The 16330-nt window shown below is 61.0% G+C and carries 18 protein-coding genes, 1 tRNA gene and 1 pseudogene; 17 read left to right on the forward strand and 3 right to left on the reverse strand.

Going from position 1 to position 16330, the window contains the following annotated elements; translation table 11 throughout:
- The first annotated feature begins 34 nt into the window (after nt 1–34).
- Together traA and Q0239_RS11335 are read left to right on the forward strand one after the other, a co-directional pair.
- Nucleotides 35–2920 carry a Ti-type conjugative transfer relaxase TraA gene (traA, locus tag Q0239_RS11330; protein ID WP_298602774.1) on the forward strand — a complete coding sequence of 962 codons (2886 nt, stop codon included), beginning with the start codon at nt 35–37 and terminating at the stop codon, nt 2918–2920.
- An 11-nt stretch (nt 2921–2931) separates the two neighbouring features.
- Complete coding sequence (locus Q0239_RS11335) at nt 2932–3714, forward strand: DUF6118 family protein (RefSeq protein WP_298602777.1); 783 nt, start codon at nt 2932–2934, stop codon at nt 3712–3714.
- Between the two features lie 157 nt (nt 3715–3871).
- Here the strand turns inward: Q0239_RS11335 and Q0239_RS11340 are convergent.
- Both Q0239_RS11340 and Q0239_RS11345 read right to left on the reverse strand, forming a co-directional pair.
- Nucleotides 3872–3948, reverse strand: a tRNA-Met gene (locus Q0239_RS11340).
- Nucleotides 3949–4128: 180 nt separating this feature from the next.
- Complete coding sequence (locus Q0239_RS11345; protein WP_298602779.1) at nt 4129–4941, reverse strand: flagellin; 813 nt, start codon at nt 4939–4941, stop codon at nt 4129–4131.
- A gap of 224 nt (nt 4942–5165) precedes the next feature.
- On the opposite strand from Q0239_RS11345, the gene fliE reads away from it, so the two are divergent.
- The 15 genes and pseudogenes from fliE to Q0239_RS11420 form a co-directional block, all read left to right on the forward strand.
- Entirely contained in the window at nt 5166–5498 is a 333-nt protein-coding gene (gene fliE, locus Q0239_RS11350) for a flagellar hook-basal body complex protein FliE (protein ID WP_298602783.1), read from the forward strand.
- Between the two features lie 3 nt (nt 5499–5501).
- On the forward strand, nt 5502–7160 hold the full coding sequence (gene fliF, locus Q0239_RS11355) for a flagellar basal-body MS-ring/collar protein FliF (protein WP_298602786.1): 1659 nt from the start codon (nt 5502–5504) through the stop codon (nt 7158–7160).
- Nucleotides 7150–8160 (forward strand): flagellar motor switch protein FliG, encoded by a 1011-nt coding sequence (gene fliG, locus Q0239_RS11360; protein WP_298602789.1) that lies wholly within the window; start codon nt 7150–7152, stop codon nt 8158–8160. The genes fliF and fliG overlap by 11 nt, the downstream gene beginning before the upstream one ends.
- Nucleotides 8153–8710: a flagellar biosynthetic protein gene (locus Q0239_RS11365; protein ID WP_298602792.1), complete on the forward strand. Its 558-nt coding sequence runs from the start codon at nt 8153–8155 to the stop codon at nt 8708–8710. Before fliG ends, Q0239_RS11365 begins: the two co-directional genes overlap by 8 nt.
- Nucleotides 8707–10029 (forward strand): FliI/YscN family ATPase, encoded by a 1323-nt coding sequence (locus Q0239_RS11370; protein ID WP_298602795.1) that lies wholly within the window; start codon nt 8707–8709, stop codon nt 10027–10029. The genes Q0239_RS11365 and Q0239_RS11370 overlap by 4 nt, the downstream gene beginning before the upstream one ends.
- Nucleotides 10026–10451 carry a hypothetical protein gene (locus tag Q0239_RS11375; protein ID WP_298602798.1) on the forward strand — a complete coding sequence of 142 codons (426 nt, stop codon included), beginning with the start codon at nt 10026–10028 and terminating at the stop codon, nt 10449–10451. The genes Q0239_RS11370 and Q0239_RS11375 overlap by 4 nt, the downstream gene beginning before the upstream one ends.
- The gene (locus tag Q0239_RS11380) at nt 10448–11452 is read left to right on the forward strand and encodes a flagellar hook-length control protein FliK (RefSeq protein WP_298602801.1); all 1005 of its coding nucleotides are present in this window, start codon (nt 10448–10450) and stop codon (nt 11450–11452) included. Before Q0239_RS11375 ends, Q0239_RS11380 begins: the two co-directional genes overlap by 4 nt.
- 20 nt (nt 11453–11472) lie before the next feature.
- A complete protein-coding gene (gene fliL, locus Q0239_RS11385) occupies nt 11473–12093 on the forward strand; it encodes a flagellar basal body-associated protein FliL (RefSeq protein ID WP_298602804.1) in 621 nt (206 codons plus the stop codon).
- On the forward strand, nt 12090–12947 hold the full coding sequence (locus tag Q0239_RS11390; protein WP_298602807.1) for a FliM/FliN family flagellar motor switch protein: 858 nt from the start codon (nt 12090–12092) through the stop codon (nt 12945–12947). The genes fliL and Q0239_RS11390 overlap by 4 nt, the downstream gene beginning before the upstream one ends.
- Nucleotides 12944–13240, forward strand: a complete 297-nt coding sequence (fliN, locus tag Q0239_RS11395; protein ID WP_298602810.1) for a flagellar motor switch protein FliN — start codon at nt 12944–12946, stop codon at nt 13238–13240. Before Q0239_RS11390 ends, fliN begins: the two co-directional genes overlap by 4 nt.
- On the forward strand, nt 13240–13512 hold the full coding sequence (locus Q0239_RS11400; RefSeq protein WP_298602813.1) for a flagellar biosynthetic protein FliO: 273 nt from the start codon (nt 13240–13242) through the stop codon (nt 13510–13512). Before fliN ends, Q0239_RS11400 begins: the two co-directional genes overlap by 1 nt.
- Nucleotides 13513–13543: 31 nt before the next feature.
- On the forward strand, nt 13544–14266 hold the full coding sequence (fliP, locus tag Q0239_RS11405; RefSeq protein WP_298602830.1) for a flagellar type III secretion system pore protein FliP: 723 nt from the start codon (nt 13544–13546) through the stop codon (nt 14264–14266).
- A 1-nt stretch (nt 14267) separates the two neighbouring features.
- Nucleotides 14268–14537 carry a flagellar biosynthesis protein FliQ gene (gene fliQ / locus Q0239_RS11410; protein ID WP_298602816.1) on the forward strand — a complete coding sequence of 90 codons (270 nt, stop codon included), beginning with the start codon at nt 14268–14270 and terminating at the stop codon, nt 14535–14537.
- Nucleotides 14538–14541: 4 nt separating this feature from the next.
- Nucleotides 14542–15321, forward strand: a complete 780-nt coding sequence (gene fliR / locus Q0239_RS11415) for a flagellar biosynthetic protein FliR (RefSeq protein ID WP_298602819.1) — start codon at nt 14542–14544, stop codon at nt 15319–15321.
- Between the two features lie 3 nt (nt 15322–15324).
- Nucleotides 15325–16020: pseudogene (locus Q0239_RS11420) on the forward strand (EscU/YscU/HrcU family type III secretion system export apparatus switch protein); the annotation flags it as partial.
- Nucleotides 16021–16041: 21 nt separating this feature from the next.
- Here Q0239_RS11420 and Q0239_RS18205 read toward each other — a convergent pair.
- The gene (locus Q0239_RS18205; protein WP_367276092.1) at nt 16042–16320 is read right to left on the reverse strand and encodes an acyl-CoA dehydrogenase C-terminal domain-containing protein; all 279 of its coding nucleotides are present in this window, start codon (nt 16318–16320) and stop codon (nt 16042–16044) included.
- Nucleotides 16321–16330 lie beyond the last annotated feature (10 nt).

Genomic DNA, 16330 nt, shown 5'->3' on the forward strand with positions numbered 1-16330 from the left:
GACGTGCGGTTAGTGGCGTAGATGGATGGCCGTCATGGCGATCTTCCATCTCTCGGTTAAAGTCATCAGCCGATCGAGCGGGCGCAGCGCTGTGGCCGCAGCAGCCTATCGCGGGGCCGAGCGGCTGCATGACGAACGGCTCGACCGCGACCATGACTTCACCAACAAGGACGGGGTCGTCCATTCCGAAGTGCTGCTGCCGGAAGGCGCGCCGGAGGAATTCGCCGACAGGGAAAAGCTCTGGAACGCCGTCGAGGCCGCCGAAAAGCGGAAGGATGCGCAGCTTTCCCGTGAGGTCGAATTTGCCATTCCGCGCGAGCTGACCAGGGAACAAGGCATCGAGCTGGCGCGCGAATTCGCCGAGGCCGAGTTCGTCGAGAAGGGCATGATCGCCGACCTCAATGTCCATTGGGATATTGGCGCGGACGGTCAGCCCAAACCCCACGCCCATGTCATGCTCACCATGCGCGAGGTCGGCAAAGACGGGTTCGGCGCGAAGGTGCGCGAGTGGAACAAGGCCGAACTGGTCGAGCAGTGGCGCGAGCGCTGGGCCGATCGCGTCAATCAGCGCCTGGCCGAACTCGATATCGACGCGCGGATCGATCACCGCAGCCTGGAGGCGCAGGGCATTGCGCTGGAGCCGCAGGACAAAATTGGCCCCGCAGCTTCACGCATGGGCGTGCGCGGGCTGGAGGCCGAACGGATCGAAGAACACCGGGCCGTCGCGCAGCGTAATGGCGAGCGGATCATTGCCAATCCGGCTGTCGCATTGGACGCGATCACGCACCAACAGGCGACGTTCACGCCCCGCGACCTTGCCATGTTCGTGCACCGGCACAGCGACGGCAAGGAGCAGTTCGATTTGGCCATGGGCGCGGTGCGCGGATCATCCGACCTGATCGCGCTGGGCAAGGATGGACGCGGCGAAGAGCGCTTCACATCGCGCCAGATGATCGAGACCGAACAGCGGCTTGGCCGCGCATCGGAATTGCTGGCAGAACGCGAGCGGCATCAGGTCGAAGATCGTGGCCGGGAAGGTGCGCTGGCGCGCTCTGCGGAGCGCGGGCTGGTGCTATCCGGCGAGCAGCGCGCGGCGTTCGAGCATGTGACCGTTGGGCGCGGCCTCAGTGTCGTTGTCGGCTATGCCGGGACTGGCAAGAGCGCGATGCTGGGCGTGGCGCGCGAGGCATGGGAGAGCGCTGGCTACACCGTTCGCGGTGCGGCGCTGTCCGGCATTGCCGCCGAGGGGCTGGAGCATGGGTCTGGCATAACTTCGCGAACCATTGCCAGCCTTGAACATCAGTGGGGACAAGGCCGCGAACATCTGACATCGCGCGACGTGCTGGTGATCGACGAAGCGGGCATGGTTGGCACGCGCCAGATGGAGCGCGTTCTCTCCCATGCCGCCGATGCAGGCGCGAAAGTTGTCCTGGTTGGGGACCCGCAGCAGCTCCAGGCTATCGAAGCCGGAGCCGCCTTTCGAGCGATCCACGAACGCCACGGCGGCGTCGAAATCAGTGAGGTGCGGCGCCAGCATGAAGGCTGGCAGCAGGACGCGACCCGGCATCTTGCCACCGGTCGCACGGGCCTGGCCGTTCAGGCTTATGGCGAACGCGGCATGGTGCATGTTGCCGAGACGCGGGAGGCAGCGCGCGGCACACTGATCGAGCGCTGGGATCGCGACCGTCAGACCAGCCCCGGCGATACGCGGATCATTCTCACCCACACCAATGACGAAGTGCGCGAGCTTAACGACGCTGCGCGCGAGCGGATGCGTGACGCGGGCGGGCTGGGCGGTGAAGCATCCATAAAGACAGAGCGGGGAGAGCGTGCCTTTGCGTCCGGCGACCGCATCATGTTTCTACGCAACGAGCGCGAACTTGCCGTCAAGAACGGGACGCTTGGCACCGTCGAACAGGTGACGCCGCAGCGCATTGCCGTCCGCACCGATGATGGCCGTAAGGTTGCCTTCGATACTAAGGATTATGCACACATCGATCATGGCTATGCCGCGACGATCCACAAGGCGCAGGGCATGACTGTTGACCGTGCGCATGTGTTGGCAACGCCCGGGATGGACAGCCACGGGGCCTATGTCGCGCTGTCGCGCCACCGTGATAGCGTGGACCTTCACTATGGCCGTGCAGACTTTGCAGACCAGCTGAAACTTGTCCGCACCCTCAGCCGCGAGCGCGGCAAGGACATGGCGAGCGACTACAAGCCCGAGCGGGCATTCGCCGAACGGCGCGGCATCACCTTCCGCGAGCGCATTGTCGAAATCGCCCGCCAGTTGCCGGAGCGTGCGAAGTCGATCTTCGCCGGATTCCGCCCGCAGGCCAACCGCCTCGAAGCGCTGCCAAGCGATCAGGCTGGCCTGTCCGATCAGCGCCGGGCGGTCGAACGTTATGCCCGCGCCGCCGCCGACATCGGGCAGATGCGCGAACAGGGATTGCCGGTCCTGCCACACCAGCGCGACGCACTGGAGAAGGCCGGAAAGGCGCTTGATGCGATCCGGCCATATGGCGCCGCCGACCTCGCCAGCGCCTTGCAGCGCCAGCCCTCGCTGGCCCGTGAGGCCGCTGATGGTCGCAGCCAGGGCGCGATCCGCGCCATGCAGCTTGAAGCGGAAATCCGCGCAGACCCGTCGAAACGCGCCGACCGCTTCGTCAGCGACTGGCAGCGGCTGGGGCAGGCTCGCCTGACCATGCAGCGCGAGGGTGATGCCAAGGGCGCAGCGCAGGCGTCCAGCCGCATGGCCGGGATGGCGAAAGGCCTTGAGCGCGACCCACAGGTGGAATCGCTCCTGCGCAACCGGACGCGTGAACTCGGGATCGGCAAGGACATCTCGCGAGAATTGTCCCGCGACCTTGCCGCCTCCGTGTCGTTCGAGCGGACCCGCTCGATTGGAATGAGCCTGTAAGGAGACGCAAAATGGACAATGCCGATACCGAAGAAGTGACACTGGACATGGGGGCGGAGCCCGAGCCCAAGCCCGAGCCTGCCAAGGTCGAACAAGCCGCCAACGCTGAGACTGAGGCCGATCCCGCTGCCGAGGCGTTCGCACGACTTGAAGGCGAAATGGCCTTAATGCGTCGCGCCGTCCAGCATCTTGCCGCCGAGCGGGCGGATATCGTCATCCCGGACTATGGCAAGACATTGGGCGGGATGGTGAAGCGGCTTGACGCGATATCAGCCAGTCTTGGCGATATCACGGAACATCCCGCAATGCAGATGACACCAGAGAGCTTTGGGGCGCGAATCGAGGCTGTCGCCTTGGCAGCGCGGCGTGCCGATCAGGAACGCATTGAACAGGCCCACAAAGACTCTTCGCAAGCAACGCCGGGTTTAAGCGCGGCACTTACAGAGGGGAGAACCGCCGACGAGCAAAAGCGTCGTTTGTGGCAGGGCATGGGCGGCGGCGTGCTGGCAGCCATATTGCTCTGGTCGTTCCTGCCCGGCACTATTGCACGCACCGTGCCGGAGAGCTGGCATTGGCCCGAGCGTATGGCGGCGAGGGTGACCGGCGAATCATCGCGTTGGGATGCAGGCGCGCGCCTCATGCAGACCGATAGTCCGCAAGCATGGAGTGCGCTGGTGGAAGCCGCTGACCTATTGCGCGATAACCGAGATGCGATTGACGCTTGCCGGAAATCAGCCTCAAGATCACCGCAGCCAGTGCGATGCACGGTCAAGATTCGTGCCAGAAGCCGATAACGAAGCTCAGCGAGAACGCCGGAAGGGCTCGCAAGACTATCCCAGAGAGGGGCATAACTGCCCACTCAATCCCAGATAAAATGTGGGATCAAATGTGGTTTCAACTTTCCGAAAAAGTCATTTTATCCTTTGAAAACAAAGAGATAAATCACTTGAATGGTAGCGGAGGAGGGACTTGAACCCCCGACCTACGGATTATGATTCCGACGCTCTAACCAGCTGAGCTACTCCGCCAACCTGTTCGAACCGCGCAGGGCGCGGGACAGGACGCGGCCTATAGGCATGCGCGTCCGCAGGGTCAATAGCCGGATTGCAGGCGTTAGGCACCAAATAACACCCCGGCGGGTAGCAACCGCCGGGGTGTCGCGTGTGGGCTTCGCAGGACCAGTCAACGAAGCCCGGTGGGCTCTATGATTAGCGGAGCAGGTTAAGCACGCCCTGCTGGCTCTGGTTGGCCTGTGCCAGCATTGCGGTCGAGGCCTGCGAGAGGATCTGTGCTGCCGCCAGCTTGGTCGATTCAGCCGAGAAATCGGCATCGGCGATGCGCGATTTCGATTCGGACAGGTTGGTCGCGGTCGAGGTTAGGTTGTTGACCGTCGCGTCCAGGCGGTTCTGCACTGCACCCAGATTGGCACGCTGCGTAGCCACCGTGTCGATGGCCGTGCTGATCAAAGCCATCGAGGTCGAAGCACCTGCTGTGGTCGCCATGTCGACGCCATTCACGCCCAGACCGGTGGCATTCATGCTGACAAAGGCAATGGCGACGGTCTGGCCGGTATCGACGCCGGTCTGGATGTTGAAGGTGCCTGCCGCGTTGAACAGGTTGGTGCCGTTGAAATCGGTGCGTCCGGCAATATCGTCGATCTGGCCGAGCAGTGCAGTCACTTCGGTCTGGATCGCGGCGCGATCCGACGTTGCTGTGGTGCCGTTGGCAGCCTGCACCGATAATTCACGCATGCGGACGAGGATGTTGGAAATCTCGCCCATCGCACCTTCGGCGGTTTGCGCCAGCGAGATACCGTCATTGGCGTTGCGGATCGCCTGATTGAGGCCGCGCACCTTGGCGTCCATGCGGGTCGCGATGGCGAGGCCGGCAGCGTCGTCTTTTGCGCTGTTGATGCGCTTGCCGCTCGACAGGCGCTCCATGGCGGTACCGAGCATGTTGCCCGCAACCCGCGAGCTGTTCTGGGCACGAAGCGCGCTTACGTTGGTATTGATTACAGTCATCTTGGTTCCTTTCAGGATTAGCTGACCGGACTGCGGCTCTGGGCAGAGCGGCCACGAAAGCTGTAACGACGCGCGGCGGCGGAGCTTTAATCCGGTATGTCGATTTTCTGTCAGCCACGATGGCAGAGGGCGGAGAAGCCCGCACATTTCATTGTTTTATATTGCTTTTTATAGTGATGGCACGAGCATTGCTTTGTTCTGACCGAACCAGACCAGGACAAGCCATGAACCCGATCGATCAAAACCGCCTGCTGCAAATGCGATCTGCAATTATTTCGCAGAACCAGGCGTTGCAACGCGCCGCAGGGCTCGATACCGCGCCTCAATCCGAAAGCGCGTCGTCCTTCACACAGACATTGTCCGACGTCGTAAGCGTGGTGAACGCACAGCAGGCCAAGGCTTCCGATCTGTCGGCGGCGTATGAGCGCGGCGAGACTCATGACATCGTTAGTGTGATGGTCGAGCGTCAGAAGGCGTCGCTCGGTTTTGAAGCAACACTTCAGGTGCGCAACAAACTGCTCTCCGCCTATCGCGACATCATGAACATGCCGGTCTAAACCATGAGCGAGCAGCAAATCATTCCGGCGGGCGCGCCGACTCCGTTCCTGACTAACGCTCAAAACGGGCTTGGTGGACGTATGAACGGTGCCTTCGCTTTTCTCCGCCAGCCAGCCGTGTCACGTGCCCTTCCAGCCGTGGCGATGGTCAGCGTGCTGGGCCTTGCCGCCGCCGCTTGGCTGACGCTGCAAAGCCCGACACAAGCACCACTTTATTCCGGGCTTGCCGAAACCGATAAGGCGGTAGTGGCCGAGGCCTTGCAAGCCTCCGGCATCGGCTACACGCTTGATCCCGCCAGCGGCGCCCTGTCGGTCGACGCCGACAAACTGCACGAAGCGAAGATGATGCTCGCCGGGCAAGGCCTGCCCAAGGCGCAGCCGAGCGGCGACGCTATGCTGGCCGCATTGCCAATGGGCGCGAGCCGGGCAATCGAAGGCGAAATGCTTCGTGGCGCGCGCGAGGCCGATCTGGCACGAACAATCGAGGCTATCGATGCCGTCAAAATAGCGCGTGTGCATCTTGCGCTCGCCGAGCCCAGCGTCTTCGTGCGTGAGGAGAAGCCTGCCGCCGCCTCTGTGTTGTTGACGCTTCAGCAGGGCCGATCATTGAGCGAAGCTCAGGTGCGCGCAATCCGCCATTTGGTTGCCTCTTCAGTTCCGGGCCTGTCGGCCGAACAAGTGTCCGTTATCGATCAATCGGGCGCACTTTTGTCCGGCGTAGAAAGCGCCAACAGCGCGTTGCTCGACCTGCAAAGCCGCATCGAGGCACGATATCGCGCGGCTCTAATCAGCCTTTTGACCCCGGTATTGGGGCGTGACGCCTTTTCGGTTGAAGTTAACGCTGAAGTCGATGCCAGCGAAAGCCAGGCTACGCGTGAGAATTTTCCCGAGGACAGCCGCGTGCTGACCCGCGAAGAAGGCAGCAATTCGCGTAACGGCAGCGCAGCAACGCCAGCCGTTGGTATTCCCGGGGCCATGTCTAACCAGCCGCCGCCCGCAACCGGGCTGTCGACCACGCCGCCCGCGGGTGCACCTGCAACGCAAGCCGCGACGCAAGGATCAAGCGAGGAAAATTTCTCACGCAGCTTTGCACTGGGACGCGAGATATCCGTTACGCATCAGCCTCAGGGGCAGTTGAAGCGCCTTTCGGTCGCTGTGGCGCTGCGGCAGAAAGGCAAGCCATTGTCGGAAGCCGATATCGCCAAGATCGATGCGCTGGTGAAGGGCGCAGTCGGCTTCAATGCGGAGCGGGGTGATCAGGTCGCCATTTCGGCACGGCCCTTTGCCGAAATAGCGGCGCCCGAAGTTGCACCGTGGGACGAACTCTGGTTCTGGCCGCTGCTGCGTCAGGTCGGCGCCGTTGTTGGCGCTCTGGCGGTATTGCTTGTCGTCGGATTGCCCTTGCGCAAAGCGATGAAGCGCCGTGCCGCCGAAGCCAGCGAGCGCGCAGCCCTGATCGAGAACCAATTGCTTGAGGCGACCGTTGACGCGGCCAAGGCTTCGGTGAAATCCGACGGGCAAGATATCACGCTCGCGATGATAGAGGCTGCCCCCGGTTATGAAGCGCGGGCGCAACTGGTGCGCGCCTTTGTCCAGCAAGACCCCGAACGTGCCGCGCATATCGTTCGCCACCTGATGCAGGAACGCGGTCGTGGAAGCTGAGGGCAAACCGCAGATCGGAGGGGCTTCGGCAGCCGCAATTCTGATGCTGCTTCTTGAAGAAAAGGAGGCCGCAGATGTGCTACGCCACCTTGATCCCGATGAAGTGCGGCAATTGGGCAGTGAGATGTTCGGTGCAGCCGAAGCGGACGAGAGCAAGGTCGATTTAGCATTAGGCCGTTTCGTTTCGGGCAGCCGGGAAGTTTCGGCTTTAACCCCAGGTGCAGACCGCAAGATCCGGAACGTGATGACCGATGCTTTGGGGGATGATCGTGCAGGCTCCTTGCTGTCATCGATCGCGCCGCAGCCGCAACGCGATGCGCTCGAAAGACTGCGGTGGATGGAAACCGAAACAATCGCCGATGTCATCAATGCCGAACACCCGCAAGTTGGTGCTGTCCTCCTATCGATGCTTGCGCCGGATATTGCTGCTGCTGTGCTGGCTGGATTTTCGGGCGAGCGGCAAGCAGATCTTTTATGGCGTGCGGCGCGGCTGGGTCCGGTGCATGCCGAGGCGATTGATGATCTTGAGGAAACATTGGCCGAAGCCGAAGCGGCATCAGCCAAAGCGATTACGCTGGAAATCGGCGGGCAAAGCGACGTAGCCAAGATCGTCAACAGCCTCCCCCGCACAGTGGGAGAAGAGCTGCTGAAAGCGATGCGAAAGAAGGACAAGCTGCTTGCAGCCGCGATCGAAGACGAAATGTTCGTGTTCGAAGATCTGAATCAGCTCGACGCCAAGTCGCTGGGAGCTGTGCTGCGCGGGGTCGAAGCGGCAACATTGGCGCTGGCGCTGAAGGGAGCCGAGGGTGCTCTCGCCGACCGCTTCCTCGCCACCATGTCTGCTCGCGCCGCCGATACAATCCGCGACGAGCTGGCCGAAATGGCTCCAGTCAAGCGCGAAGAGGTCGACGCCGCACGCAAGGCAATCGTCGCAATCGCCCGCGCGATGGCTGTTTCGGGGGAGATCATGTTGGGCGGCAAGGGCGACGACTATGTCTGAACCGGCATTTGTACCGCTTTTCGAAACTTCGACAGTTGGGTCTGGTACGTTTCAGCTTTGGACCGCCGATCCAGCCGATACCAAGACCGATCCGGTTGACGAATTTGAGCGCGGATTGGCCGAAGGACAATTGCTCGCCGAAACAGCTTTTGCGGAGGAGCGCAGGCGCTTGCAAGCCTTGGTAGCGGCGGCCAACGCATTGCAGCCGGTGGAACCTGAAGCGGTGCGCAAAATGATTTGCGAAACTGTTGACCGCCTTGTGCGGGAAATCGTCGGAGTGACACCAGTCGACTTGGAGCTACTTCGCAAGCAGGTCGATGAGGCTGTCATATTTGCCGAGCCGATCGCGGTCGATGCCGTACTCAAGCTCTCCCCGGATGACGCCGCTTCATTCAAAGGTGCCGATCTTGGCCTGCCTGTCGTTGCGGATATGCGGGTCGCGCGTGGCACGCTGCGCCTGGAATCGCCTTCCGGTACGGTCGAGCATGGCCGGGCGGTGCAACTTGAATCGTTGCGCCAGCAACTTGGCATCGCGGAAGACGAACAATGAGCCTTTCCACCACAAAGGCCCATTTGCAGGCTATCCACCTCCATGACATGCCCCCCCGCTATGTGGGCAGACTTGCTGCGCATGAGGCCATGCTGCTCGAAATTGAGGGCTTTCCCGCACCCCTGCTGACTCCTGTACGAATCTCGTGCAGCGATGGCTCTTCCGTACCGGGAGAGATTGTCGGATTTCGCGGGCACCGCAGTCTCGCCTTGCCATTGAGGGGCAATATTCCGCTGGCTGTTGGCGCACCTATTGTCGCCGATGGGCAGGCGGGTCTGGCAAGATGTGGGGAAGTGCTGCTTGGCCGCGTGATTGATGCGATGGGCAGACCGCTGGACCGACTCGCTTTGCCCCAACTTCCAGACACATGGCCGCTTGCGGGGGGCAACAGCAACCCGTTGAGCCGTGGCCGCGTGATGCGACATTTCGATTGCGGGGTCCGGGCAATCAATGCCCTGTTGTCGCTCGGAGAGGGCCAGCGTGTTGCACTGATCGCCGGCTCGGGCGTCGGCAAATCGGTGCTGATGGGCCAGATGCTCGCTGGCGCCGACTGTGACGTTGTGGTTGCGGGATTGATTGGAGAGCGCGCGCGCGAAGTCAGCGATTTTGTCGAAGCACGATTGAACAACGGGATGCGTCGCCGAACCGTCGTTGTCGCGACAACAGCCGACGAAGCGCCACTATTGCGTATCAAGGCTGCAATGCGGGCAACAGCAATCGCAGAATATTTTCGCGCCCGTGGTAAGCGCGTGTTACTTCTGCTCGACAGCCTTACCCGCATCGCGCACGCCCAGCGTGAAATTGGCCTTGCGCTCGGTGAACCCCCGGCGATGAAGGGCTATCCGCCGTCTGCTCTTGGTTTAATCCCGCAACTGGTGGAGCGGGCGGGCAATGATCGACGCAGCGGCGGATCGATCACCGCCATTTACACCGTTCTTGCCGACGGCGGCGATCTTGAAGATCCGGTTGTTGATGCAGCGCGCGCTATTGTCGACGGACATATCATCCTGTCGCGCAGCCTCGCCGAAGCGGGAGTCTATCCTGCAATCGATATTGGCCGATCACTGTCGCGGACCATGGCGGATATAGTTGATGCCGAGCACCGATCGGCAGCGCAGCGCTTTCGCCAGCTCTGGTCGGTCTATGAGGAAAATCGCGACCTGATCCTGATGGGGGCCTATACCCCGGGGAGCGACCCCTTGCTCGATGAAGCCGTCGCCCGCCAGTCAGAGATGCGCAGCTTCATCACGCAGCGGGAGGATGCGCTGGTTCCCTATTCCGAAAGCCGAACTGCCTTGATCGAAGGTTTTGGCACATGATCCAGCAATCGCAGCGCCTGCGCCGGCTATTGCGCAAATATGCACTCGACGCCCGCTTGGCCCAAATTGCGCAGACAAAGGCCGAGCGCGAGCGGGCCCAACTGTCAGCAACCGAATTGCGTATCAAAGCGGCGCATAGCGCTTTGACCCACAAAACGGCCTGTCCAACCGGTGTCGAATTGGCGGCGTTGGGCGAATGGAGTGGCCGACTGGTCGAGGCAGGGGCCAGCCTGCAGCCCGCTATCGAACGCGTGACGGTCGATTGCAGCGAAGCGAGCTTGGCAGCTCGACGCGCGAAGGGACGAATGGAGAGGGTCAAGGAACGGATCTCGCAAGCCATCCGAACGGAAGAACAGCAATCGTCGGCCCGTTCTGAAGTCCGGACAGTCCGGCCTGGAACAGGATGGAGCCAAAAGCGATGAATCCGCTAACGGGGATTTTTGCTATCAGGGCGGAAGCAGCGCTGCCGGTCGTCAGCTTCGCCCCGGCTTTACAATCGGCGGTGTTTGAAACGCAGATGACCATGGCGTTGGACGCAAACAACTGTGAGAATGCGAACGCTGCAACGCAGGAAACAGAGGCTTCAAAAACCGAAATCCCTATAGATTCATCCATTTCGGTGGCCACCCCTTCCCCAGCACCACCACTCGTGATTACCGCGCATATAGTCGTCGACCATGGTGCAAAGGTGGCCGAGCCAGATGAGGCGCCTCCGCCGGTGCAACCGGCCAGTCAGCCTCAATTGCTGGCAATTTTTGCACCATTGCCCGCTGCACCGCCCCCGACTGTTGAAATGGCTGGGCAGCGAACGAACAAAAGCCTTTCAGTGGTGGAGCTAGCGTCCAACATGAACGGGATCCGCCATTTTGCTGGCCAGTCGCCCATTCAAGCCGAAACGGGGGCGGCGGAACCGCTTGCTCCAACCAATATTACAGAGGCCCTGCCCTTTGAGGCATCGGCCCTGTCGGTCGTTATCGAACTCGCTCAAAAGACAAAGCTGCAACCTGAACGGCCATTGCCGGACCTCCGCTCAAACGATTGGGCAGCGCGCCTCTCGCAAGAAATCCTGCTCGCTCGCGAAAGCGCCACTTCGGAACTCACATTCCGGCTGACACCCAGGCATCTCGGAACGCTGGAAGTCGGATTGGCCGATACACCTCAAGGGTTGCTCGTAGAACTGCGGCCGTCAAACGAGGAGGCAAAGACTATAGTGGCACGCGAAGAGCCCCGGCTGATCGAGGAACTACGTCAGCGCGGCGTCGCTGTTGCAGATCCCACCGTCCAATCTGGAGCAAGTGGCGATGGCAGACACAGCCGAAACGGTGCAATTCCCCGCCCGTTCCTGCCGTTCCCGGAAACAGACCGAAACACGGTCCAGGACCAGGATCAGCCACACGGCCAACCAACCGGCCGATATGCCTGATCCGCATTCGAGGATGTGGGATGAGCAAAACCGAGAAGGACAATTCCGAGAAGGACAGGCCAAAGTCAGGCGGCAAAAAGAAGTTGTTGCTGATGGCTGGTGGCGCGCTGTTGCTTGCAGGCGGGAGTGCGGGCGCCGCGATTTATGCCACCGGTGGCTTCGCGCCGAAAGCAGCAAAGGAAGACCCGAACCGACCCAAGCTGGTATTGCGCAGCGAGGAACCCGCCGAACTCGCCGCCGAAGGTGAAGGCCATAAGCAAGCGCCGTTGAAAGAGGGTACAGTCTCGGTTCCCAATGACCGGATAAAGGTAGACCCGGCCAAATATGAAATCACCTATTTCGCGGTCGAGCAGCCCTTCACCGCAAACCTCGCTGATGGATCGGGATTCATCCAGATCGGAATCAGCCTGGCGACTTATTATGACGGCAAGGTCATCACCAATATCAAGCGGCAGGATGTTCCGATCCGCTCAGCGGTGTTGATGACATTGTCCGAACAGGACCCTGCCGTGCTGTCGACAGCACAAGGAAAGCAGATGCTGCAGCGCGAACTGACGCGGGCGATCAATACTGTGCTGCGCCAAAAAGAGGGCTTTGGCGGGATCGACAATGTCTATTTTAACAGTCTGGTGATCCAGTGAGCAGACCCGAAGCCGAGAAGCTGGACTTGCTTGCTGCATCATCGAACCGAAAGGCTGCCGATGAAGGCGGTATTTCGACCGCAAGGCTTGCCGATGGCCTTGCTGCACTGTTGCGGCGGCTGGCAGTGCAGCCGGAGGGAATCGCGGTCGCACACGCAGCAGCGGGTTCGCCACCGGATCAGCCGTTGATCAGGTTTATCTGCAAAAATGAGGCTGGCCAGCCCGGTGCTTTTATCGAAATGCCATCGCACCTGTTCGAACGCCTGTTCGTGCAAATTTACGGCGGCGATCGTGTCGACGCGCGCGCAGACAAGCCGGGCGAAGCCCAGAGCCGTTTTGCACTGCGGCTTGGAAATCGGCTGTGCGAATGGCTGGTGGGCGCGCTTCCTGGTGCAGAAGAGCCATCATTCACGCAATCGGAAGCGCGATTTGGTGTCGATGTGGAAGGATTCGATCCTGTTGTTGTCGAAGCACCGATCACATTTGAATTCGATATCGCGCTTACAACCGGCGCAACTTGGACGATGCGCGTCTACGTGGCTTCGGATCTGATCGCATCGCGTGATGCACAGCCAAAGCAACGCCAGCAGTCGATCAGCCGAGCCGAACGGGAGAACCGCATCTTGTCACACACTGGTCGGGTTCCGCTGCTTGCCCGTTCCGAAATTGCCATTGCCCAAATGCCCGCATCACGCCTGTTGGCGTTGCAGCCGGGCGATGTTCTGCCGATCACAATGCCGGTTTCGATTCCCATGCTCGTCGGCGAACGCCCCTTTGCCAACGCATGCATGGGTGAATGGCAGGGTAGCGTCGCGCTTCGTATCGAAACCCTCCATGAAAGCAGCCCCGCATGAGCGACCTCAGCGAAGCCCGGAAAATTGAACGGGCGCCCAATAGGACCAGCTCCGTCAATTTGCTGGCGGGAATATCGGTTCGTGTATCGGTCGAAGTCGGCTCTACAATGATGACTATTGCTGAACTGGCAACACTCGAGCCAGGCAATGTCGTTACGCTTGACCGTAAGGTAGGAGAACCGCTCGATATTTGTGCCAATGGCAGCCTGGTCGCACGCGGGGAAATTGTCTCGGTCGACGGGCGCTATGGCATCCGCATCACCGAACTTGTTTCGGCAGAAGGGCGCGGTTGATGCTCGAATATCTGCTGCGTCTGGCGCTCCTGTTGCCGCTGGTAGGTGGGCTCGCCTGGGCCTCGCTCTGGATGTGGAAGCGTTTGCAGACTGGACTGCCCGGAGTTGCGGCACAAGACAGGCTGGTGCGGCTGGTCGAGGTTTTACCGCTTGGTGCTGGCAACAAATTGGCCGTCGTCGAATTTGGCGGCAGACTGCATCTGATCGCACTGGGTAGGGGCACGATCACACCCATAGCCATCGACGACAGGGGCGATTTTGATGCTGCCTAGATTGCTGTGGATCGCGGGTCTTTTTGCGCTGATGACTGTGCTAATTCCAGAAGCAGCATTGGCGCAAAGCGGCAGCGGCGCGATGGACCGCGCGCTCGGCGAAATCGCCGGAAACGGCCGCCCGCTGTCACTGTCGCTGCAGATCCTGCTGCTCATGGGGCTGCTCACCATCTTGCCCACGCTGGTGCTGATGATGACGAGCTTCACCCGGATCATCATTGTATTATCGATCCTGCGCCACGCGTTGGGGCTGCAACAGACGCCGCCCAATCAGGTGCTGGTGGGCTTAAGCCTGTTCCTATCGCTTTTTGTGATGCAGCCGGTGCTGTCTGACATCAATCGCGCCGCGATCACGCCTTATGGCGAACAGCAGATCGGCATTGAAGAAGCGGTTACGCGTGCCGGAACATCGCTGTATGGCTTCATGCTCGCCCAGACCCGCAAGGGCGATCTGGCGCTTTTCACCAAACTGGCCAAATCCCCGCCATTGGCAAGCCCTAAGGATGTGCCCTTTTCAATCCTCCTGCCCGCCTTTGTGACTAGCGAGCTCAAGACCGCCTTCCAGATCGGTTTTCTGATCTTCCTTCCCTTTTTGATTATCGACCTGATGGTGGCCTCGGCGCTGATGTCGCTGGGTATGATGATGCTGTCGCCGACCATCGTCTCAATGCCATTCAAGCTGCTGCTCTTTGTGCTGGTCGACGGCTGGGCGCTGACCATGGGGTCGCTCGCCGCCTCCTTTGCGAGCGGATGAGATGGAACAAGACGCTTTCCTATCAATAGCCCAGCAGGCGCTGTGGGTGCTCGCGCTGGCTTCCGCACCGATCCTGCTGCCTGCGCTCGTTACCGGCGTGCTGCTCGGCATGGTTCAGGCGGCCACTTCAATCAACGAACAGACGCTCAGCTTTGTGCCCAAGCTGATCCTTGTCTCGATTTGTCTGGCGCTGTTCGGCGGCAGCATCATGGTGCTGCTCACCGATTTTACCCGCGACATGTTCGACCAAATTCCGCTTTTGCTGCGCTGAGGCCATGAACGAATTCGCATTCGGCAATATCGAGGCGACGTTGCAACTTTGGTTGCTGGCAATGATCCGTCCGGGAGCCGCCATGCTGGCGGCGCCATTTTTCGGCGCGGCGAATGTGCCGGTGCAATTACGTCTGGTACTGTCGCTGGCGCTCGCCTTGCCCGCCGTTTCGATGATCGAGCCTTCAATGCCACCGGATGGATTGGTCTCCTTGGCTGGCTTTGCAATGATGGCAGGCGAAGTGCTGGCGGGGCTGGCCATGGGTTTCACGTTGCAGATCGGCTTTGCCGCTGCTTTGCTGGCGGGCGAGGTCATCAGCAACATGATGGGCATCGGATTCGCGGCAATGGCTGATCCGGCCACCGGCCAGCCCAGCCCCGCAATTGGGCAATATTTGTCGATGCTAGCGCTGGTTCTTTTCCTCGCCGCCGATGGTCACTTGCTCTTCTTCGAACTGGTATTTCAAAGCTACCAAAGCCTGCCACCCGGCGCCGCATGGCTATCGGCGACCACCTTGAAAGGCATGATCGATTTTGGCGGGCTGATGTTTGTAGCCGGTCTTGCCGTGGCGATGCCAGTGCTTTCGGCCTTGCTTATGGTGCAAGCCGTATTTGCAATGGTCTCACGCTCGGCGCCTACGCTCAATCTGTTTGCGGTTGGCTTGCCGGTCACCCTGTCGGCCGGAACCATATTGCTCGCCATTGCGACACCTGTAATGGCGGAGGCATTGGCAAGGACAATGGCCGAAGCTTTGGCGATGTCGGCTATGCTGGTGAGGGGCTGAGCCATGGCCGAGGCTCCGGATCGCGACCAGCAAACCGAAGCACCTACCCCCAAAAGGCGTAAGGATGCGGCGGAGGAAGGCGATGTCCTGATCTCTCGCGAACTGGCATCGGCACTGGTCATACTGGCCGGGATCGGCTGGCTGGCGCTTGCAGGCCAATGGCTGGTCAACGCCGTTGCGGCGATGCTGCGGAACGGGCTTGCCATCGAAAGAAGCCATTTTGCCGCTTTCGAACTCTCCGCGCGCCTGACGAGCCTGCTGACCCCGCTCATTCTTCCCTTCGCCGCCTTGCTGCTTGCCAGCCTTGCAGCGGCGATTGCCGGGCCTGCCTTGCTCGGCTCGCTCGGTTGGCGCAGCAAGGCCATGGCGTTCAAAGCAAGCCGGCTCAGCCCGCTTTCGGGCATCAAACGCATCTTCGGGATGCAGGGCCTGATCGAACTCGCCAAAGCGCTAGCCAAGGCCGGACTGCTGGGTGGTGTTGGCTGGTGGCTGGTAATGGGTGAACTCCCCAAACTACTTTCGTTGTCTGCAGCTGATCCGCTGACGGCATCGGCCAGCCTTGGCAGCAGCCTGATATCGCTCTTGCTGGCGCTGGGCCTTGCCATGCTGTTGATCGCCCTGCTCGATGTTCCGGCGCAAAATTTCCAACGCTTTCGGAGACTTCGCATGTCACGCGAGCAGGTGAAGGAGGAACTTCGGCAAAGTGAAGGCGCACCCGAGTTAAAGGCGCAGCTCCGCGCGCGGCAGCAGGCGCGCGTAGTAGAAACGCGCGGTGTCGAGCTTGGCGCGGTAGAACGCGGCATCCGGCGGCTCGTGCTTCAGGCGCACGATCGCGACCGCCGCCATCTTCGCCCAGCACCAGGCGAGGCACAGGTAACCGGTGAACAGCAGGTAGTCGACCGCGGCCGCGCCCAGTTCCTCGGGGCGACGCGAACCGCGCTCGCCGAGGCGCTCGGTGACGTCGGTCCATTCCTTCAGCAGCCCGGCGAGCCGGGGCACGAAGTCGGCG

Source organism: uncultured Sphingorhabdus sp. (assembly GCF_937872355.1).
In the GTDB taxonomy this organism is placed as follows: Bacteria; Pseudomonadota; Alphaproteobacteria; order Sphingomonadales; family Sphingomonadaceae; genus Sphingorhabdus_B.